At 45.7% G+C, this 18,933-nt stretch carries 23 protein-coding genes and 2 riboswitches; of the genes, 6 read left to right on the top strand and 17 right to left on the bottom strand.

Going from position 1 to position 18,933, the window contains the following annotated elements; genetic code table 11:
• Window positions 1-8: 8 nt before the first annotated feature.
• Together kdpF and MKY52_RS06485 are read right to left on the bottom strand one after the other, a co-directional pair.
• The gene (kdpF, locus tag MKY52_RS30330; protein WP_076285959.1) at window positions 9-86 is read right to left on the bottom strand and encodes a K(+)-transporting ATPase subunit F; all 78 of its coding nucleotides are present in this window, start codon (window positions 84-86) and stop codon (window positions 9-11) included.
• A gap of 126 nt (window positions 87-212) precedes the next feature.
• A complete protein-coding gene (locus MKY52_RS06485; RefSeq protein WP_076285918.1) occupies window positions 213-629 on the bottom strand; it encodes a hypothetical protein in 417 nt (138 codons plus the stop codon).
• Window positions 630-819: 190 nt separating this feature from the next.
• Window positions 820-1,009, bottom strand: a riboswitch (cyclic di-AMP (ydaO/yuaA leader).
• Between the two features lie 420 nt (window positions 1,010-1,429).
• Window positions 1,430-1,595, top strand: a riboswitch (cyclic di-AMP (ydaO/yuaA leader).
• A gap of 133 nt (window positions 1,596-1,728) precedes the next feature.
• On the opposite strand from MKY52_RS06485, the gene MKY52_RS06490 reads away from it, so the two are divergent.
• From MKY52_RS06490 to MKY52_RS06500, 3 genes are read left to right on the top strand one after another with little or no spacing between them, the layout of a single operon-like run.
• On the top strand, window positions 1,729-2,220 hold the full coding sequence (locus MKY52_RS06490) for a hypothetical protein (protein ID WP_341050488.1): 492 nt from the start codon (window positions 1,729-1,731) through the stop codon (window positions 2,218-2,220).
• A 16-nt stretch (window positions 2,221-2,236) separates the two neighbouring features.
• The gene (locus MKY52_RS06495; RefSeq protein WP_094877483.1) at window positions 2,237-2,746 is read left to right on the top strand and encodes a hypothetical protein; all 510 of its coding nucleotides are present in this window, start codon (window positions 2,237-2,239) and stop codon (window positions 2,744-2,746) included.
• A gap of 39 nt (window positions 2,747-2,785) precedes the next feature.
• On the top strand, window positions 2,786-3,238 hold the full coding sequence (locus MKY52_RS06500) for a hypothetical protein (protein ID WP_341050493.1): 453 nt from the start codon (window positions 2,786-2,788) through the stop codon (window positions 3,236-3,238).
• A gap of 149 nt (window positions 3,239-3,387) precedes the next feature.
• Here the strand turns inward: MKY52_RS06500 and MKY52_RS06505 are convergent, their stop codons facing one another.
• From MKY52_RS06505 to MKY52_RS06565, 13 genes are all read right to left on the bottom strand, one after another.
• Window positions 3,388-3,579 carry a hypothetical protein gene (locus MKY52_RS06505; protein ID WP_042184550.1) on the bottom strand — a complete coding sequence of 64 codons (192 nt, stop codon included), beginning with the start codon at window positions 3,577-3,579 and terminating at the stop codon, window positions 3,388-3,390.
• Window positions 3,580-3,613: 34 nt separating this feature from the next.
• Entirely contained in the window at window positions 3,614-4,903 is a 1,290-nt protein-coding gene (locus MKY52_RS06510; protein ID WP_341050495.1) for an ABC transporter permease, read from the bottom strand.
• Window positions 4,896-5,798, bottom strand: coding sequence for an ABC transporter ATP-binding protein (locus MKY52_RS06515; protein WP_076285924.1), 903 nt, complete (start codon window positions 5,796-5,798; stop codon window positions 4,896-4,898). Before MKY52_RS06515 ends, MKY52_RS06510 begins: the two co-directional genes overlap by 8 nt.
• A gap of 4 nt (window positions 5,799-5,802) precedes the next feature.
• A complete protein-coding gene (locus tag MKY52_RS06520) occupies window positions 5,803-6,660 on the bottom strand; it encodes an ATP-binding cassette domain-containing protein (protein ID WP_445671013.1) in 858 nt (285 codons plus the stop codon).
• Between the two features lie 91 nt (window positions 6,661-6,751).
• Window positions 6,752-7,147, bottom strand: a complete 396-nt coding sequence (locus MKY52_RS06525) for a GntR family transcriptional regulator (RefSeq protein ID WP_341050498.1) — start codon at window positions 7,145-7,147, stop codon at window positions 6,752-6,754.
• Window positions 7,148-7,207: 60 nt separating this feature from the next.
• Complete coding sequence (locus MKY52_RS06530) at window positions 7,208-7,936, bottom strand: hypothetical protein (RefSeq protein ID WP_341050499.1); 729 nt, start codon at window positions 7,934-7,936, stop codon at window positions 7,208-7,210.
• 901 nt (window positions 7,937-8,837) lie between these two features.
• Window positions 8,838-9,302, bottom strand: coding sequence for a DUF420 domain-containing protein (locus MKY52_RS06535; protein WP_042123812.1), 465 nt, complete (start codon window positions 9,300-9,302; stop codon window positions 8,838-8,840).
• A 26-nt stretch (window positions 9,303-9,328) separates the two neighbouring features.
• Window positions 9,329-10,249: a cytochrome c oxidase assembly factor CtaG gene (gene ctaG / locus MKY52_RS06540; RefSeq protein ID WP_341050502.1), complete on the bottom strand. Its 921-nt coding sequence runs from the start codon at window positions 10,247-10,249 to the stop codon at window positions 9,329-9,331.
• An 82-nt stretch (window positions 10,250-10,331) separates the two neighbouring features.
• Window positions 10,332-10,658, bottom strand: coding sequence for a cytochrome C oxidase subunit IV family protein (locus MKY52_RS06545; protein ID WP_341050504.1), 327 nt, complete (start codon window positions 10,656-10,658; stop codon window positions 10,332-10,334).
• Between the two features lie 5 nt (window positions 10,659-10,663).
• On the bottom strand, window positions 10,664-11,290 hold the full coding sequence (locus MKY52_RS06550; RefSeq protein ID WP_042184533.1) for a cytochrome (ubi)quinol oxidase subunit III: 627 nt from the start codon (window positions 11,288-11,290) through the stop codon (window positions 10,664-10,666).
• The gene (gene ctaD / locus MKY52_RS06555; protein ID WP_076285960.1) at window positions 11,287-13,134 is read right to left on the bottom strand and encodes a cytochrome c oxidase subunit I; all 1,848 of its coding nucleotides are present in this window, start codon (window positions 13,132-13,134) and stop codon (window positions 11,287-11,289) included. Before ctaD ends, MKY52_RS06550 begins: the two co-directional genes overlap by 4 nt.
• 127 nt (window positions 13,135-13,261) lie before the next feature.
• A complete protein-coding gene (gene coxB / locus MKY52_RS06560; RefSeq protein WP_042123804.1) occupies window positions 13,262-14,308 on the bottom strand; it encodes a cytochrome c oxidase subunit II in 1,047 nt (348 codons plus the stop codon).
• Between the two features lie 398 nt (window positions 14,309-14,706).
• Window positions 14,707-14,895: a hypothetical protein gene (locus MKY52_RS06565; protein ID WP_042123803.1), complete on the bottom strand. Its 189-nt coding sequence runs from the start codon at window positions 14,893-14,895 to the stop codon at window positions 14,707-14,709.
• A gap of 471 nt (window positions 14,896-15,366) precedes the next feature.
• Between MKY52_RS06565 and MKY52_RS06570 the strand changes: the two genes are divergently transcribed.
• The 3 genes from MKY52_RS06570 to MKY52_RS06580 all read left to right on the top strand — a co-directional run bounded on the left by MKY52_RS06570 (window position 15,367) and on the right by MKY52_RS06580 (window position 17,882).
• Window positions 15,367-16,383, top strand: a complete 1,017-nt coding sequence (locus tag MKY52_RS06570) for a serine hydrolase domain-containing protein (RefSeq protein WP_341050507.1) — start codon at window positions 15,367-15,369, stop codon at window positions 16,381-16,383.
• Window positions 16,384-16,475: 92 nt separating this feature from the next.
• Window positions 16,476-16,814: a DUF4870 domain-containing protein gene (locus tag MKY52_RS06575; RefSeq protein WP_060626766.1), complete on the top strand. Its 339-nt coding sequence runs from the start codon at window positions 16,476-16,478 to the stop codon at window positions 16,812-16,814.
• 111 nt (window positions 16,815-16,925) lie between these two features.
• Complete coding sequence (locus MKY52_RS06580; protein ID WP_341050509.1) at window positions 16,926-17,882, top strand: diacylglycerol/lipid kinase family protein; 957 nt, start codon at window positions 16,926-16,928, stop codon at window positions 17,880-17,882.
• Between the two features lie 101 nt (window positions 17,883-17,983).
• Here MKY52_RS06580 and MKY52_RS06585 read toward each other — a convergent pair whose 3' ends face one another.
• Window positions 17,984-18,577 (bottom strand): xanthine phosphoribosyltransferase, encoded by a 594-nt coding sequence (locus MKY52_RS06585; protein ID WP_042123794.1) that lies wholly within the window; start codon window positions 18,575-18,577, stop codon window positions 17,984-17,986.
• 42 nt (window positions 18,578-18,619) lie between these two features.
• Window positions 18,620-18,922 (bottom strand): hypothetical protein, encoded by a 303-nt coding sequence (locus MKY52_RS06590; RefSeq protein ID WP_042184527.1) that lies wholly within the window; start codon window positions 18,920-18,922, stop codon window positions 18,620-18,622.
• Between the last annotated feature and the right edge of the window lie 11 nt (window positions 18,923-18,933).

Raw genomic sequence — 18,933 nt, forward strand, 5'->3', positions numbered from 1 at the left:
GCCCCTCCTTAAAATTTCTCCGGATGAATCAATGCGTAAACCAGATATACAAACAACAGTAGGGTAACAGCGATTACTAGAATCACAACTTATCCCTCCCTGTATCCTCAACTACACCTGCGCACCAGCGCATAAATCCATAAAACAACCCGTAAATTACAGCTAACGAAGCTACCATATACAGATCCATCATATCTCCCGCACTCCTTCTTTTATCCTTGATGAGGTGATTTATCGATTAGAAAATCAGCATCACCACTATGAGAATAGATTACATAACTTGCACCAAGTCTTTTATAGACCAATCTAGGATTTATTGAGCTTGTGATTACAAAAATCGGCTGTGTCGTCCAGGTGCGGCACATCTGAATGTAGCGGCAGCATAACGTAAAGCTGCTCTCGAACAGATATACCCGTCCTACCGGGAACGGCGGGCGAAACCAAGTATTCTGATGGCGGGTATCAACTAGAACGACTTGTTCAATCCCCATCTCTTCGAGTAGGGCCTTCTCAGGCAAGTTGTTGGTCAATCCGGCCATCTTAATGCCTCTGAATTTTAGAAGCTTAATAAAATGTTCGCCTGCCTTCGTTGGCGCACATACCAGTACATATTCATTCTGATCTGTCATCTCTTATTCTCCTCAAATGCTTTACTTGTAAGATCAGAGCTTGATCACCATGATCTTGAAAGAAAAGCTACCGCTAATGATGAATATAACGACCTCTTCGTGAGGTTTTCCATAAATGCTTTGCTTAAAAAAGCACAGCAAAAAGCCACAAAGGATTCTCCTCTGTGGCTCGCTAGCGGTCACATTGCACTCATCCTCTCTCCATACGCTTACGAGGTTAGCTGTCGGATTCGGGCGGTGAGAGTCGCCCTACCTGTATAGATGCGAGCTCACTCGCACCTTCTACAGGATTCACCCCATAACCGGCTTCCGACTCTCACATCGTCTGCCGATTGTTGGTTCCCCCGCTTTCCTTATCGGAAATTAAGCGGATCAAATATTCGATTGTTGTTGAAACAGGAGTAATCATACCCTTATGCAGGAAGAATTGTAAAACCTGATTGATGCCAAAATAATGCAAATTAAAAACTATTTTCGTATTGGATAGCGCTTACTTGATATCCAATCTCTCTATATCTCTTGTTTACTCGAGTTTTAATCCATTAGCGAAAAACGGGCATACCATGTGATTTTATTCACCACAAATGTAGAAATCTCAAAAAATCGCCTTTATAGGTAAGAAAACAAGAAGTCGAGATTAAGCGAGGAAGAAGCCCGATAACTCGCAATAAATACCTATTTGGTTCCCTTTTCCGTCGTAGTAGGCAGGATTTGGTTTAAATCGCGCTCAAAAGAACACTTTCTGTTTTTACAGAAACACCTTGAAAAGAGTATGATTCGGGTTGAATCTATTTCACAAAATACATTCAACGCTGAGTTCCTGTATTTGCAGGGAACGGGGGAACCATCAGGCCACATGGCCTACTTGGGGTGAATCCGAAGGAGACTGTTCAAGTCTCACATAGGTAGGGCGACTCTCACCGTCCGAATCCGACAGCTAACCTCGTAAGCGTAAAGAGAGAGACCCTTGATCCGCCACGCTTTGGCACAGGTGTGTGTATACCTGTATTCCAAAACCGCAGCAGAGGTCCTCCTCTTGCTGCGGTTTTTGCGTTACCTGATTCTATAAGGTGATAGCATGCTGGACGGGGTGAAAGGAATGAAACACTATTATTGGGGAACTCAGCAAGGGCTACTTGAGCCGATAAGTCTAAATTATGTTTGCTTTGGAGCGTTGTGGTTCGAAGAGGATCATCACAGAACTATTGTCGGCTATGCTTTTGGTCAGAAGCAGATTGAATCACTTCGCCATTTCAGCAGCCCATCTACCTGTGAATACTGTATGGACCGAACAATTATATACGAAATATATAAAAGTATCCGAGAAAAGCAACAGCTGCAGGATTGGTCAGCACACCAACGTTTTCCGTGGCTCACCGCTTTTAAGGAACCGTGGAAAGATGTTGCAGCCGGTTGGTACGTAATGAGATCCCGCAACACCTTTCCCTTACATTTATCCGTTATACGCAAACAGAAATTCAGACTATGGCTAGAGCATGCCGCAGTCTGTGAGAATGAAGCTGAAATGCTCGCCTGTATAGAGAAGGCTAATGACATTCACCATGTAGATCTTAAGCTTTTGGAAACCTAAGGAGGAGAAAACTGTCATGGACCAGCGAAGACTATCTCGCATAGAAGTATTCGTCTTTGATTCACCTGAGCCTATTCATTATGGAATGGAGGCTGATCAAGGCAGCCGTTATGGCATCCTGAAACTTACCTGTAAAGGAGGTAGCAGCTGGGGAGCATGTCTTATCTCTGCCAATACCAAAACCTTCGATCTTATTAAATGGAGTTCTTTTCTCAGAATGATATACCATTGCCGGCTAGAGGAAGCGATAGATAAAGTACGTACCCATGGTTCAGAGTGGGATCAGACTCAGTTTGAGCTAGTGCAAGGTGCTTTACAGGATTTAAAAGCCAAGCTGCAGGGTAAATCCTTGGCAGGGCACATTGAGCAAGGTCGTCTGTATAGAGCTGTCGCTGGTGGGAGAGATTCCAAAGGAGGGCGGCTATATTATAAACCATCCAGTGTTGCGCTTCAAAAACATAGTTATCCAGAACCTGATACCGCCGAGCTTATCAACAAATCCATTTCTTACTTTTCTATATTATAGGTTCATCCCATAAACAATTCTGAAAGGATCGTGTTTATCATGCCTGACCCCTTACCTGCCGAATCCCCCCGTAGAACTATATTTGCAGAGTGTGTTCAAAAGTGTACGAATGATATCTATATGCTCAGTTACATGTTGTTACAACAATCAGCAGAAGCTGAGAAGGTTACTATCCGTACCTTTAAAGAGCTTCATAAAATATTCCGTCAAAAAAGCTTCGACAGCCAGCTATTCTCTATCGAAGCTTACCGCTCTTGTATCCGACAATGCGCCGATTATTACGCACGCCGGTCTCTCCTGTCTGCCAAGGCATTGCCTTGGGAGGAACAACTCGTAAAAGTGATGTGGTATGGCCTAAAGCTATCTTTACCTCAAATAAGCATCATTCTGCAAAAGAGTGTTCCTGTACTAAAAGCGCAGCTTAGGCGTGTGCGGGAGCAACTGACTGCTCAAGTGGATTTGCTGCATAGTGGTAATCTATCCGTTGTCTAATCCCTCAAAAGGAAACGACATTTGAGTGTACGGAGGATATATTGGACTCAGGAGCCCTGGAGTCCGCAACTATCTTCCAAATAACTTTTACGATATATACACAAAAAAGAAAAAGCCACGGCATCTGCCGCGGCTTCCTTTCCCTACTATTACGCTTTGCTCTTACGCGCCTTACCGTACATCCACAATCCCGCAATCATCCCCACCATGGCAATCCCAGTCAATACACCCTGAGTGAAATCCATTAAAGTGGACCCATTGGTCGAGAGCATTCTACTAACCGTAGCCAGAGAGACCGAACTCATTAAAAGCATCATATTGTATTGTTCACTTTTAGTCATGATTACCACTCCTTAAAAGTTTATATGAAGCCACTTAGATCTTGTAAGCCTTCATCGCTTTTCTGATCTCTTTAATACTTGGACGTTTGCCGTACATCAATACGCCTGTGCGATAGATCTTGGCAGCCAACCAGCCAAAGATGAACGTGGTAACAAGCAGGATGGCTAATGATACAATAACTTGCCAGATCGCTACTTCACCAACACCAATTCGGAGCAGCATGGTCAATGGAGAGGTGAAAGGCACATAACTCGCTACCTTAACCAGCAGAGTATCCGCATTAGAGATACTGAACAGTGGAACATAGAAGGCTACGAAGCCTAACATCATAATCGGCATAACCGCTTGGCCAAGATCCTCTGTACGGCTGACAATCGAACCTACAGCTGCATACATCAAGGCATAGAGGAAATAACCTAGTACATAAAGAACAATTCCATAAAGCAACAAGTTAATATTAAGCTGGCCTAAATCCAGGTCTAAATCTTTCAAAATCGTTGCATTATGCGGAAGCTTAAGATTGACAACTACCGCTGCGATAATGACGCCAATTTGTAATAATCCTACTAAGAAGACACCGATAACTTTACCGAACATTTGCGCTAAAGGTGAGGCACTTGTAATCAGAATCTCCATGATCCGTGAGCTCTTCTCTGAAGTAATCTCAGCTGCAATCATATTACCGGTCATCATGATAGACATGAAGAACAGCATAAGCATGGCGTATACAATGACGTAATTAATAGGTGGAGCGGATTCCTGCGACGCATCCTTATCTCCCGCAGTCCCATCAGGATTGAGCTGCTGAGTAGCTATCTGTACCGGTGTTGACATAGCAGCAATCTGCTCCTGCGTCAGCTTGTCGCCAACGATGAACTGGGTGTTGGCCTGCTGAAGGGCATTTTGGAGATAGATTTGCACATCGCCCTTCAATTCACCATTTTCACTATGATAAGTAACGGGTGGAAGTCCTTCGCCAGTAGGTTCTGCAAAAGAAACGTACCCCTCTACGGTCCCTTCATCTAAAGCTTTCTTTAGCTCCGCATCGTCGGCAGAAGTATATTGCACAACTTTTGCCTGCGGCATTCCTTCAGGTGAAGTATATGCCTTCAACAACTCTGCAGCCTGATTTCCCTCTTCCGCGATCACAGCAATTTGAGTCTCTGCGCTTGTTGCAGAATCTCCCTTAAACTGATCGATGATGTACGGAAGATTCATCCCAATGCTGAGCAGCAACACTAGAATTAATGTAGTAATCATGAATGATTTCGTTCTTACTTTATTTTTAAAGGTAAAGCCAATAATTGTCCCCATCTTATTCATGAGATTCACCCACCGCTCTGATAAAGATTTGATTTAATGTTGGTTCCTTAATTTCAAAATGCTCCACTTCACCCTGCGCCATCGCCTGCTGTAGGATACGTTGTGCTGCGCCGATCTCACTGATTGACAACAGATAACCTCGCTCCTGTCGCTGTACTGCTGTTACACCTGCAATTGATTCTAGACCGGTCACTTCGTTATCCGTACGCAACAATACTTGTTCACGAGGATACCCACTCTTAATCGTACGAATATCGCCCTGCACGACAGTATTGGAACGATCCAAAATCGTAATATTACGGCAAAGCTCTTCAACATGCTCCATCCGGTGAGTAGAGAATAAGATACTCGTTCCTTGATCACGTAATTCTTTTACCGTATCTTTCAGTAGTTCCACGTTAACAGGGTCCAAGCCACTGAAGGCTTCATCAAGGATGAGAATTTGCGGCTTATGAACGACTGCGGCGATAAAGCCCATTTTCTGCTGATTCCCTTTGGAGAGCTCTTCAATCTTCTTATTGTAATAATCCGGAACCTCAAACCGATCGAGCCAGTAGCGAAGGCTCTTATCTGCATCACTAGCCGACATCCCGCGCAGACGTGCCAAGTAGACGATTTGATCGCTTACCTTTACCTTTGGATATAATCCTCTTTCTTCGGGTAGATAGCCCATGGTTTGCTGAAGTTCGCTGTTATACGGCTTTCCATTATACAAAATATTCCCGCCATCAGGGTAAATTAGGCCAAGCACCATGCGCATGGTGGTTGTTTTCCCTGCACCATTTGCCCCCAGTAATCCGTAAATTTCCCCCTTGCCTACCGTTAGGTTAATTCCGTTTACAGCGGTTTTTTCTCCATATTGCTTCATTACACTTTCCAGCTTTAAGGCTTCCATTTCTCTAGTCCCCTCTCTTGTGATCAATCAGGATCGGACGGTGTCCCTGTGTCCATAAACCCAATATTTCGTCCAATTCTAAACTGCGACTCTTGATAACCTTTACGCCCAAGTCCTGAATGCGTTTCTCGTTCTTAGAAAATTGTTCTATGATAAAAGAAGCTACACCCGGTGTATCCATGATAAAGTTTATACCTCCCGGTAATTCCGCTGATAACTCAGCAAGCTCCTCTTCACCTGCAACCTGTACCCATACCTCGGTCCAAGTACCGAATAAACTGTCTTTCTCGGCCATACCCAGCAGTTCACCTCTATGCATAAGCACGATATAATCTGCCAACCGCCGTACCTCTTCCACAATGTGTGTGGAGATGATGATCGTAGCGTTGTTCTCATCCATATATTTAAGAAGCGTCTCGATCATAATCTTCCAGGCAAAGGGATCAAGACCTGATGAAGGTTCATCCAGTAGCAGCAGACTTGGGCGTGACGCAAGTGCTGCGGCAATTTCGAATTTCCGACGCTCACCCTTAGACATCTTAGAAAGCCTCATATGATATGGAACCTCAAAGCGATCCATTAGATCCTGAAAATACGGCTCATCCCAGTTCGGATACCAATGCTGTCGAAATCGAGCTGCCTCTTCTGCATTCCAGTGGTTCTCCTCAGTAATCGACGTCTCAGGAACATAGGCAATGGTCTGCCGCAGCTCCAGAGGCAACCCGCTATTATACCTGTTCTCAAACCAATATATCTCGCCTTCCTCTGGATTGGTCAGCTGCATCAGTAGATTCAGTAGCGTGCTTTTGCCAGATCCATTCTGACCTACCAGGGCTGTGATATATCCTTTAGGCAGATTCATGGTCAGCGGTCCTATCGTCTTGTTTCGCCGTTGTTTAAGTACATTCCGCAATTCTATAGCCATCTGTACCATATGAGTATGCGCCCCCCTTTCATTCCTGTGCTCTATACTTGCGTTCTACAATCTCCATAAAAATCTGCTCAAGTTCATCCTTGCTGCAATGTATCGATCGGCCGATATCCACAGCACTTTCAAGTGCTTTGCCTACCGTGTCCCGTTTGTATTCTTCCATTGCTCCGTCGCCTACATGGGATACAAAGGTACCTGTTCCTTGTCTCGTTCGCAGCAAACCTTCATTCTCCAGATCCTGATATACGCGCCGCACTGTAATTACACTGCATTTCAGATCTCCTGCGAACTCACGAATCGAGGGCAGTAGCGTACCTTCTGTAATGACTCCGCTAATGATTAAGGATCTAAGCTGAGTCTCTATCTGATGATAGAGGGGCTCTGCACTATTTTCGTTGATTTGTACCGGTATCCACATTATTTACACCTCGCCTTCCACTCTAGCGTGCTAGAGCGCAGTCCTTGCCATTCCGATTTTTTATACGAGATTGCGACTCTTCAGTCGATGTATAGTCCATTTAGAGAATAACTGCACAGATATTGTCCCCAGCAGAAGTGACCCCCACATGATCGGAGATAACAGCCCCCACTCATTGGAATAGGAGATACTGTATAAAAACAAATTGCCTCCCCCAAGTGTAACTAGAAATGATATTCCCCACGATAACACTACGATAAGCAATGTTAGCCATAGATAAGCTTTGCCGCTAAAAAGATACTCAATAAAAATATATAGACCTGAGACCATAAATCCGAAGCCAAGCCATGTAATGGCAAAAGCTATATACGAGGGAACCGCCAGCTCTGCCCGGAAATTTTCCCCTAACAAGTAAACAATACCGAAAAATAACGTACCATTTAGAATAAAGGAGCCTACCCCCTGAAGTTTTCTCCGCGATAATATTACTGCAGCTGGAATCGGTAAGGTTCTTAAGTAAACCAACATTTTTGTGTAAGAGTCTTCACTCCAATATTTCATGGAACGGTGAGAGAATGTGAATCCCAATAAGGGTATAAAGGAGAGAAATAAGAAATCCGTAACCATCGTCCGATCCTGCTCACCCAGTACGTCATTTGCTACCAGGCTAGTCAGTCCACCAAGATAACACATAAAAATAACTGTTATTACGAGGGTCCCTAATATCTTTAATTTGTCTCCGCGAAAATCAGAGCGCAACATAAACCATGAATCTTTTAATGTTCTCATTAAAACTAACCTCGCTTTACAATGTCTTCAGCGTCTAGCAGAAGCAGGTGTTCATATCCTGTGCTTACTGTATATATCTATATACACAGTATATGTCCTTAATTTACCATTGTCAATCCTGTAAATGGAAAACATTCAAGTGGATTAGGAGGTATGCGCCCCCCGCCCTTTGGAGAAGGCTTTGCACGTATGGGAAACTGATCATTATTGGGATTAACTAATCAGAGGATTAAACATAACTTATGGAGAGGTTGAATGTGATCGAAGGACGCGGAGTGAGGTCAGCCTAATTGTTGCTTCGCCAATGAGTTGTAAGTGTAGGGCCAGTTGTTGCGGCTCGGTGGTGTGATTGAAGGGCGGGAGCGACTCCTCGGTGGTTGTGACCACTAATGGATGCGACCGCTCAATCGATGCGAAGGCTCGACGGGTGCTACTGCGAGTGGATGTGATTGCTCGATCGATGAGAGGGCTCGGCGTGCGCTACTGCTGAGTGGATGTGATCGCTCGGTGGGTGTAACTGCTAGTAGAATCAACAATTAGGGAAAACCTCCCTCTAATTACTTGAATTTAGCCTGAAATCAACGTTTTTAGGGAATTCCTCCCTATAAATTCAGCCATTTCTACGTTTTAGAGCTTAAACGGTTAAAATATAGGGAGAAATTCCCTAATTATCGTTTTTCGAACTCAAAACTTATCTTTTTCAGGGAGGTTTTCCCTAAACACTCCCCAACTCCATAAACTAAAATAAGCCCGTCATCTATCATCCCTATTAAGGAACATACAGATGCACAGGCTTATTTCATTCCTATCATTACTATTCACACAAATTCACGTACGATTCGCACGCATATTCACATGCTCTTTTCACATGCCAATCACAAGCTCTTTTCACGCAACTATCTTACGCGCCCAAAATAACTTCCCACACTGGCTTAGTGTGTCCACCTGGATACAGAACATAAAGCAGCACATACACCATAACGCCAGTAATCGCAGTAATGAACCAGATTATAGATGTCACTCTGCCCCACTTACGGTGCTTGGAGTACTTCGCCTTAAATCCAAGAGTTAACGTAGTAAGTCCGAATACCGCAGCTACCGTTGCCAGCACGATATGGAAGATCAGAAACACTTGATAAATCGTCTGAAGTTCATCCGGTCCGCCCCATGAGGTGTTTCCCACGAACAACGTTCTAGATACATAAACAATAAAAAACAGGAGCGCAGCGATTGCGGCAGCAATCATCGTCTTCTTGTGCGCCTCGCGTTTGCCCTTAATGATGAGCCACCAGCCAATAGCTACGAGCACCGCACTGAGCACGATGAACGATGTGCTAATAGTTGGAAACACCGTAAAAATATCCATGATTCTCCTCCTTGGCAGTCTACCAGTTATGCACGGGTCAAGGTGCTCTCCTCGAGTGCTGAGGAAGGCGTCGATAATTCATCGCCCTCTTGTCCGTTCTCTTTTTTATACCAATGATAGAACACATAAGCAAGCATAGAGGCAAAAATAAATTCCTGAATGAACTTCATCGCGATACCTCCCACCTGCTGATCCACTTTTGGTGACAACAATGAAAAGAACGCAGGACCCCCAAAATTCTGAAGTAAGGCAGAAGGATCACCTGATATACAATAGCCCATGGCAAGTGCCCAAGTCTCCGGATCACTGTAAGTAGCATAGAGCGGTTGATCTGCAAAAATAATCAGTCCGCATGCTGGTGTCAGCAATACCATGTTTAGAAAAATAAACCCAATCTTGCCCAGTCCACTCGCCATTCGGCGCTCCGGTAGCGGATTGATCAATGTCCACCACATTAAGGCAGCTGTTAGGAATAAAACAATATAGTAGATTCGGTGAACGGTAAAATGAAGCATCACATAATCATGGATAACAGGAATATGGTACAAGGAAAATAGTCCATTAAACAGTAGCGCAGCTACCACCGGTCGAGCTAAAAAAGACAACCGGCGAAATGGATTTACTCTCAATATGCTGCGCCAGATAAAATCTGGAATCCCCAGCATAATCAGCGGCACCGCCACTAGGTATGACAAGGCCATACTAACCATGTGGAAGGAAAACATCATATGTCCTAATAGACTAACAGGACCGCCTTGTGCCAGATAAAGCGCAAGCATTCCGCACACAAATAGTGCTCTTCGCCAGATCGGAACCGTAACTGAATCGGCATGACGTCCAGCAATCGGACCAATCCAAACGAAATAACCCGCCGTCAGCAGCAGCATGACCGCCAGAAAAAGCGGGCTCCATAGTTCTGCAAAGCTAAAATATTGTAATCCGAGCATAACCCTAACCCCTCCTAGCGCAGGATCTAGTTAAACACCAAAAAGAGGGGGCATCTCAGCCCGCCTCTTTCTTTATAGTCCGTTAATTCCACCAAACCCAATACAGCGACATAACAATACAGGTACCGGCGGTAAAAAAACCACCCAGCATGAAGATAATCGGTATTAGATGTCCTTTATCTTTCAGGTGCATCCAGAAGCCCATCTGTACAATGACCTGAATGACTGCCATCACCAGGAGTAGAATAACCGCAAAGGTGGCATTCACGCCTCCAGCAGCAACAGCGGCGAAAGCAATTAAGGTCAAGACAATGGACAGTATAAAGACAACAATATGCCTCTGTGGCCCTTCATGGCGATGACGATGCTTATACCCGTCATTCTCTGGCACATGCTGATCTGTCGTCATAGTGTCTAGCCCACCTTTCCAAGTAGGTATACAACCGTAAAGATGAAGACCCATACCACATCAATAAAATGCCAGTACATGGCTGACACATACACTTTTGGTGCAGTAACTACGGTTAATCCTTTACGCATGAGTTGCCCAATCAGGATGGCGATCCATGCAATCCCGAAAGCTACGTGCGCACCGTGGAATCCTACTAATGTATAGAATGCCGAACTAAATGCACTTGTAGTCATTCCGAAGTCTTCGTGTCTCACATATTGAGTAAACTCATAGATCTCCAGAATCAGGAAGCCAAGCCCTAAGGCTACAGTTACCAAAAGCCAGTTACGAAGCACTGCCGGACGGTTTCTATGCATCGCTTGGATAGCAAACACACTCGTCAAACTGCTTACCAAAAGAATGAATGTCGCAGCAGCTACAAGCGGTAAGTGAAACAATTCATTCGCCGATGGCCCCTCATTCGTCTGATTCCGCAATGCGAGGAACGTAGCGAACAACGTACCGAACAATACCGCTTCCCCACCTAGAAACAACCAAAAGGCAAGAACCTTGTTTCGTCCTTCGAGCGTAGCTTTTTCCGGCTCGTGAGGAAATTCTTCCTTAGAAGCTTCTGCATGTGCCGTTGTCATGTCCGCTCACTTCCTTCCAGCTCTTCAGGTTCAATATGCCATCCATGATCATCATACAGCGAACGCAACAGCATAGATCCAAACGTGATGATAAGACCGATAGCTGTAACGATATAATTATTAAACATAAAGCTCATAAAGGCGTTGCCGAAGTCATCCCGACTAAACATAAAGCCAAGTCCAGCGATGAAAATCCCAACAGACATAGTGAACGGCAATATGGTTGCAGACGGCATATGAATCGAACCAACGGGTTCAGCCGGAGTCATGCCTTTATTTCCTGCCATCTTTTCTTTCCAGAATGCATCAATTCCACGGATAAGCGGGGTTTGCTTGAAGTTATATTCTGGCGGTGGCGAAGAAATCGTCCATTCTAGTGTACGTCCATCCTCCCACGGATCATCAGCTGCATCCATTGGCTTTCTTGAAGTTAGGAAGACATTGACTAAGAAAATAATCGTACCGACAGCCATCAGCCCAGCACCAATTGTACTGACTAAATTCAGCAAATCGAATTGCTGATTCGGCAAATACGTGAATACCCGGCGTTGCATCCCCATGAGTCCAAGGAAATGCTGTACAAAGAATGTCAGATGGAATCCGATGATAAACGTCCAGAAGGTCCATTTGCCCAGCTTCTCACTTAGCATCCGACCAAACATCTTCGGCCACCAGTAATGCAGACCTGCAAACAGGCCAAGCACCAAGCCGCCCACAATAACGTAGTGAAAATGCGCTACAACAAAATACGTATCATGGAACTGAAAGTCAGCAGGCGCAGAAGCCAGCATGACGCCAGTGACGCCACCCATCGTAAAGGTAGGAATGAATCCTGCCGCGAACAGGTTTGGTGTCGTGAAACGTACTTGCCCGCCCCACATCGTGAACAACCAGTTAAAAATCTTGATTCCTGTCGGAACCGCAATCAACATCGTTGATACAGAGAATAATGCGTTAGCTACCGGCCCAAGTCCGGTAGTGAACATATGGTGAGCCCAAACCATGAAGCCCAAGAAGGCAATCAGGATGGTAGCGAACACCATTGAGCTATATCCGAACAATCGCTTCCGTGAAAAAGTCGGGATAACCTCCGATATAATTCCGAAGGCAGGCAGAATGAGGATATATACTTCTGGATGACCAAATATCCAGAAGATATGTTGCCAGAGCACCGGATTACCCCCAGCCCCAACCTCGAAGAAATTGGCTCCAAGTATCCGGTCGAATGTCAGCAGTACTAAACCTACTGTAACTGCTGGAAATGCAAACAAAATAATTGCGGAAGTAATAAATGTAGTCCAAGCAAACATCGGCATCCGCATGTAGGTCATTCCCGGCGCGCGCATCGTAATGATCGTGGCTAGAAAGTTAATCCCCCCGATGAGGGTACCTAATCCGGCAATTTGAAGACCAATCGTATAAAAGTCTACACCGTGTGTAGTGCTGTATGTACTCGTAGATAGTGGGGTGTAGGAGGTCCATCCGGCATCAGGAGCGCCACCCATTATCCAGCTGAGATTCAGTAGAATTCCGCCGAACAGGAAGGTCCAGAAGCCAAGTGCATTTAGAAAAGGAAAGGCTACGTCACGTGCACCGATTTGTAGCGGTATGACGGCATTCATTAAGGCGAAGATGATTGGCATGACGCCGAGGAATATCATCGTCGTACCATGCATGGTAATAAGTTCATTAAACGTTTGGGCATCCAAAAAATTATTCATTGGTTTGATGAGTTGCCAGCGAATCAGAAGTGCTTCAATTCCGCCGATACCAAAAAATAATCCTCCGGCCCATAGGTACAAAATTGCGATTTTTTTATGATCGACGGTTGTAAGCCAATCCATAAGTCCTGTATGGCGCTTCACACTGTGGCCATGCCCGAGAGGCTTGGATGAATTCAAGGTATGCGCTGCTTGAGCCAAAGTTCGTACCCCCTTTTTCGAAAGTTCCGCCCGCCTTTAGGCTAAGGCATTAGTCCAGCTTATAGTTGGCCAGATACTCAGCAATGCCATCAATCTCCGCATCACTTAGGCCTAGATCTTTGGGGTTAGGCATCAGATTGCCCGGTTTTACGGATTGTGGATCATGCAGCCATGTTTTGAGATTCTCCTCAATTGGTGCACCATCCTCCCTCGTGTCGTCGTTGAGCAGGATCCCTGCAATCGACTCCCGAGAACCAATTCCGGTCAAGTTCGGCGCATTATTAATCCCTTGATCACCTACAGCGTGGCAAGTCAGACACGCCGCTTTGAACTTCTCAGCTAAAGCAGGATCCTCTGGCAGCACAGCTACGGGTGCTTTCATCGAATCTATCCACTTCTGAAAATCTTGTTCACTAACCGATTTCACCTTAAATTCCATGAATCCATGAGACGGCCCGCATAGTTCCGCACATTTTCCACGGTAAACGCCTTCATTAGGTGCACTGAAGCTGAAGCGGTTAATTGTCCCGGCTGGGTTGGTGTCGATTTTACCGGAAAGGGAAGGGACCCAGAAGGAGTGCAGCACGTCTTTAGTCTCCAGTTCAAAAGCAATATCTTTGCCCACTGGAATAATCAGATCCTGCGCTGTAGTCACCTTGTAATCGGTATACTCAAACTCCCACCAATATTGGTGGCCGGTTACTTTAACCTTAATCGCGTCCTTGTCATTGGCATGATCATCTCCTGCGGCGAACACTGCTTTCACCGTTGGAACTGCCAGTACCACTACGAGGATAAGCGGAATGACCGTCCAGAGAATCTCAAGCTTGATGCTACCCTCAACCTGCTCAGGGATTTCATTCTGACCCGGCTTTCGTCGGAAACGGATCAGTACATAAGCTGCAATCGTAAAGACAATCAGCAACACGACGATCATAATACTGATCGACAGCTCCATTAATCCATAAGACATTTCCGCCTGAGGCCCCTGTGGTCTGAGCACTGACAAGTCCTCACGGCCGCACCCGGCAAGAAAGAGACCAAACATAGCGGTCATGGGAAGGAGTCGCTTTACAGCCTGCCACGTTTTCATCATTGATCTACCCCGCTTTTCCCGATTTCGTAGGTTCCTGTTTTTTTCTGTCAATTATAACAATCACTATTAATATAAGTTTAAGGGAAAGTTTTGTCAATCGTTCACAACTAGTTCACATTGTAATTTTCGACATAATAATTCCTTGTCCCACCTGCATTTATGCGCATTTTTTGAAAACGCAATCAAATAAAAAATGATCGTTAAAGCGCATTCATTGTGAAATGTGTCTATTAATTCATTTGACTATTTTATGAGAGACAATATTTCTTATTCATAAATGTACAAACAAAAAAAACCGATTCCTGCAACAAACGCTGCTCGGGCACGGTTTATAAGAATCCTCGTGGATGTTATTACTCAAAATGATGTCAAAAGTAAGTGACACTCGTATCTGTTAGCTAGGAGACGGATGAATTCATCTTTACCAGCTCATGCTCCACGACCATGGTCAGTTCTTCTTCATAGCCTCCGGTAATCCGATATTTTCGGACGTACTCCTTTACGAATTTCTTGGGATCTTTGGGCCGGAAAATACGTGTCATTTCCCGTAAACTTTCCTTGACTTCGTTATGACCTTTACTTGCCATGATCAGTTCCCTCCCAAAACATTGAAAATGAATGCTCCGTTGTAGAGAATGCATGATGAAAAGTACGCCGTAACCTCGAATGCAAGTGAAGTAACCATTACACATACGTGGCTTGCATTATCCGCCAAAACGTAAAATTCAAAGCTTCAAAGCCTTGAGATACTGGTTCGCCGGTGAAGCAGGTTCGTCGTGATTTGGGCTGAGAGTAAGGACGCCTGTTGAACGAAAGCTCCTTGACACTTTTATTACCCGAAGAGCCACTTACTGAATCACCCCTTTCGGGCCTTATCGTTATATTGTATCATATTCCGGTCCAACTTCCACCTTTCCTTGTAAAATGTGCTAATTGGAAAAATTTTATTTTTTTACAAAGTTCTTCGTAATTCATATTGCTCGTGTCGGGTTAAAATACAATATGCTCTATAGCAGGCCTCACCTAGCACATACCACAGCAAGAAAAAGGAGATCATTATGGGCCAACCTACACCATTACTGACTTCATCTTATAGCGTAGTTCCCGCGATGACTACCGCGCTACCCGAGGAAACTGCAACGCGCCGTGAGGGTCTTGAACAAGCTGATTATGCTATTCAGAAAGAATATCCAAAGATGCATAGTATGCTTATTGCTCGCCATGGCAAGCTCATCTTTGAACGTTATTACGGCAACCATCATGCCGGGGCATTAAATGATCTTCGATCTGCGACTAAAAGCTTTATCAGCGCAATTACCGGAATCGCTATCGATCGGGGAGATATCCCTGATATCGATGTCTCGGTTTCCAAGGTACTTCGTAAACATGTTCCATACCTGCACTCCCCTCATTTATCAAAAATCACTCTCCGTCATCTGCTTACCATGACTTCCGGATTTAGCTGGATCACGGGCAAGAAGCTGGGGGAGCCTTTCGTCCGGAATCTCCATCGTAGTCGCCGCTGGGGTTCCTTTGCTCTTAGTATGAACATAATTCCGGAACATATCGGTCAATTTCAATACCGTAGTATCGACACCCATCTGATTTCGATGATCCTTAGTGAATCTACAGGTCTCGATGCATTCACCTATGCTGCTGAGCATTTATTTAGCCCTCTCCGAATGACTCACACGGCTTGGTTACCGAGTCCCGAAGGACATAGTATGGGACATATTGGTCTGTACTTAAACTCAAGAGATATGGCTAAATTCGGTATGTGTCTACTTAATAACGGCGTATTTGCGAAGCAGCAGATCATTCCGAAGCATTGGCTGCAAGAAGCACTAACTGCACAGACTACGGGATACCCGGCTTTTGGAGATTACGGATATCAGTTCTGGGTGGGTACGATGAGCGGCCAACCCTACAAGCTTGCCCACGGTCATGGCGGACAGCAAATCCTTATCCTACCCAACTTAGATGCGGTTGTGGTCTTTACAGCAGAGAGTAAGACAAACAATTGGAAGAGCCCCCGCAAGCTGTTGGAAAAGTATATTATACCCACAATGAGCTAAACATACTTTTTCCTGACAAGTCATAGGCTTTTAAGGAAGAAGGAGTAGCAAACAAACCCCCTTCTTCTCCAAGTAGAAGGAGAGTGAGCCCTTTGTCCCCTTTCAAATCATCCACCGGATTGCCCGATAATATTGCGGGCGCGCTGTGCTATTTTTTCCCTTTTATCGGCGGCGTGGTCTTTCTCGCTCTGGAGAAACGCAACCGCTTCGTGCTGTTCCACGCGTTGCAATCACTGCTTACGTTCGGCGTGCTGATGATTCTCCATGTCTTAACCGGATTTATCCCTTTTCTCGGTTCCCTGTTGAGTGCAATCCTTTCTCTTTGCAGCTTTGCTATATGGCTGCTTATGATCTATCAAGCTTTAAGCAGCAGATGGTATAAGCTTCCTTGGGTTGGGGATATCGCAGAAAGTCAGATTCGGCATCTATAAACACCGCTGAACTAACACCTCTTATCGCTGAAAAGTATTCCCTTTTGCCCATCCACTCCTTACAATGGAAAGACGGGCATCAACGGAATTCTACAGGCTGGAGGAATTTAAATGTATCTATTCATCATAAACCCGCGTTCCGGCGGGGGCGCAGGCGGGCGGACCTGGCATACTGTAGAGGCGCTCATGAAAGAGCGGATGCTGCCATATATGACCTTGTTTACGCATAGCGCAGAGGGTGCAGAAGCCCTCGTTCTAAATACAATTAAGCACCGTGAGGACTGGAAAGCCGCGATTGTAATCGGCGGCGATGGCACGCTGCACAGCATTTTGGGTGCCCTTCGTGGCAAAGATATTCCTATGGCAATCATCCCTGCCGGCTCCGGTAACGACTCCGCACGCGGCTTCGGCATCCCGCTTTCGACTGAAGCCGCGCTGGAAGCTGCACTTAGCGAACGGTATATCGAAGCCGATCTGATCTCAGGTGCAAACGGACTGACTTTAACAGCCGTTGCCAACGGCTTTGATGCTCAAGTGGCCGAGAATGTGAATACCAGCCGTTACAAACGGCTGTGCAATGCCATTGGCGCAGGCCAACTGGCTTATATCATCGGCATATTGCATACGCTGATGACGTTTAAGCCATGCCGGGTGAGTGTTGCGTGCGACGGGACGGAGCACGTCTTTGAAAAGGCATGGCTGGTCTCGGTCTGCAACCTGCCCAGCTACGGCGGCGGGCTCTTGATCTGCCCGCAGGCTAAGGCCGATGACGGCCAGCTCGACGTCTGCGTCGTGCACGGGTGCAGCCGCGGGCAGCTGCTGCGGCTGTTCCCAACGGTACTGAAGGGCAAGCATGTAGCGTTGCCCTTCGTGTCGATGCTGCGTGGACGTAGCGTAGCCGTCAACTTCGCAGAGGCCCGGCCGGCGATCGGCGATGGCGAGAGCTTCGGCAAAGGGCCGCTTGCCGCACGCTGCGAGCCTGGATCGCTGCGGGTGCTCTCGCCGCTGGCGGCGGTTAGCGCGCAGCGCCACGCCGATCCTGCAGCGGCATGCGGTAGCAACGGGTAATCCATACCCGTGCATCACAACAAAAAACAGCAAGAGACAGGCTTATAAACCTGTCTCTTGCTGTTTTTTGTTAACTTCATCCGAATCTACACCAAAGAGACTTAGCTAAGTAGCCCTTCCTCTTCTTCCACGAAAGAGATTCTTCCGTCCTCCAGTGAAGCGATTCGCACGAGTGATTCTACCCGGTAACCAGCTTCCTGCAGTAACCGATTTCCTGGCTGGAACGCTTTTTCGATCACGATACCAATCCCAACCACACTTCCTCCTGCCTGCTCAACAATACGAGCAAGTCCGAAGGCGGCTTCGCCATTCGCCAAAAAATCATCGACAATTAGAACTCGCTCACCCGGAGCAATGAACTTCTTGGAAACGGTAATTTCATTCGTTTCTTTCTTCGTGAAGGAGTAAACCTTTTCTACATAAATATCCTCTGTCAGCGTCAACGATTTCTGCTTACGGGCAAAAATCAGCGGAACCTCCAGCTCTAATGCCGTCATAATCCCCGGAGCAATTCCCGAAGATTCAATCGTCAGTACCTTCGTAATCTCTTCGCCGGAAAAACGGCGGGTAAACTCACGGCCAACCTCACGCATTAGAAAGGGGTCCATCTGATGATTCAGAAAAGAATCTACCTTGAGCACGCCTTGCCCGAGTACAATACCTTCTTTTAACACCTTTTGTCTCAACAGCTCCATAGTGCTCCTCCTTCTCCCATCAATGAATCCTTTCTCCCCACTTTATAGACCTGTCGGTTTTTGTGGTAATAAATTTCCAACGATAGATTTTAAATTATGATCATCTTTGCTCTTTTCTTGCCCGTTATCATAACCCGTAATTCGAATCTCCACGAAATCGCCCGGATTTACCGGTTTAAAGATTAATTTCTCGCGGTCTTCCAGTCTCACGTTAAATTTCATGTCCTTGAACATTTCAACTAGCTCTGCTTCTCCGGGACTTGCTCCTTTATCCAGAAACAGCAGTCCACGCAATTTTTTAGGACCATCCTCATGCACCACTTCAAAATGTACGATACATTCCATGCTTTTCACCT

The organism is Paenibacillus sp. FSL P4-0184 (assembly GCF_038004625.1).
Lineage (GTDB): Bacteria > Bacillota > Bacilli > Paenibacillales > Paenibacillaceae > Paenibacillus_AQ.

Bases quoted from the DNA above. Each gene is read 5' to 3' on its own strand.
- MKY52_RS06485 (WP_076285918.1), bottom strand. From the start codon at position 629: ATGACAGATCAGAATGAATATGTACTGGTATGTGCGCCAACGAAGGCA.
- MKY52_RS06490 (WP_341050488.1), top strand. From the start codon at position 1,729: ATGAAACACTATTATTGGGGAACTCAGCAAGGGCTACTTGAGCCGATA.
- MKY52_RS06495 (WP_094877483.1), top strand. From the start codon at position 2,237: ATGGACCAGCGAAGACTATCTCGCATAGAAGTATTCGTCTTTGATTCA.
- MKY52_RS06500 (WP_341050493.1), top strand. From the start codon at position 2,786: ATGCCTGACCCCTTACCTGCCGAATCCCCCCGTAGAACTATATTTGCA.
- MKY52_RS06505 (WP_042184550.1), bottom strand. From the start codon at position 3,579: ATGACTAAAAGTGAACAATACAATATGATGCTTTTAATGAGTTCGGTC.
- MKY52_RS06510 (WP_341050495.1), bottom strand. From the start codon at position 4,903: ATGAATAAGATGGGGACAATTATTGGCTTTACCTTTAAAAATAAAGTA.
- MKY52_RS06515 (WP_076285924.1), bottom strand. From the start codon at position 5,798: ATGGAAGCCTTAAAGCTGGAAAGTGTAATGAAGCAATATGGAGAAAAA.
- MKY52_RS06520 (WP_445671013.1), bottom strand. From the start codon at position 6,660: ATGAATCTGCCTAAAGGATATATCACAGCCCTGGTAGGTCAGAATGGA.
- MKY52_RS06525 (WP_341050498.1), bottom strand. From the start codon at position 7,147: ATGTGGATACCGGTACAAATCAACGAAAATAGTGCAGAGCCCCTCTAT.
- MKY52_RS06530 (WP_341050499.1), bottom strand. From the start codon at position 7,936: ATGAGAACATTAAAAGATTCATGGTTTATGTTGCGCTCTGATTTTCGC.
- MKY52_RS06535 (WP_042123812.1), bottom strand. From the start codon at position 9,302: ATGGATATTTTTACGGTGTTTCCAACTATTAGCACATCGTTCATCGTG.
- ctaG (WP_341050502.1), bottom strand. From the start codon at position 10,249: ATGCTCGGATTACAATATTTTAGCTTTGCAGAACTATGGAGCCCGCTT.
- MKY52_RS06545 (WP_341050504.1), bottom strand. From the start codon at position 10,658: ATGACGACAGATCAGCATGTGCCAGAGAATGACGGGTATAAGCATCGT.
- MKY52_RS06550 (WP_042184533.1), bottom strand. From the start codon at position 11,290: ATGACAACGGCACATGCAGAAGCTTCTAAGGAAGAATTTCCTCACGAG.
- ctaD (WP_076285960.1), bottom strand. From the start codon at position 13,134: ATGGATTGGCTTACAACCGTCGATCATAAAAAAATCGCAATTTTGTAC.
- coxB (WP_042123804.1), bottom strand. From the start codon at position 14,308: ATGATGAAAACGTGGCAGGCTGTAAAGCGACTCCTTCCCATGACCGCT.
- MKY52_RS06565 (WP_042123803.1), bottom strand. From the start codon at position 14,895: ATGGCAAGTAAAGGTCATAACGAAGTCAAGGAAAGTTTACGGGAAATG.
- MKY52_RS06570 (WP_341050507.1), top strand. From the start codon at position 15,367: ATGGGCCAACCTACACCATTACTGACTTCATCTTATAGCGTAGTTCCC.
- MKY52_RS06580 (WP_341050509.1), top strand. From the start codon at position 16,926: ATGTATCTATTCATCATAAACCCGCGTTCCGGCGGGGGCGCAGGCGGG.
- MKY52_RS06585 (WP_042123794.1), bottom strand. From the start codon at position 18,577: ATGGAGCTGTTGAGACAAAAGGTGTTAAAAGAAGGTATTGTACTCGGG.
- MKY52_RS06590 (WP_042184527.1), bottom strand. From the start codon at position 18,922: ATGGAATGTATCGTACATTTTGAAGTGGTGCATGAGGATGGTCCTAAA.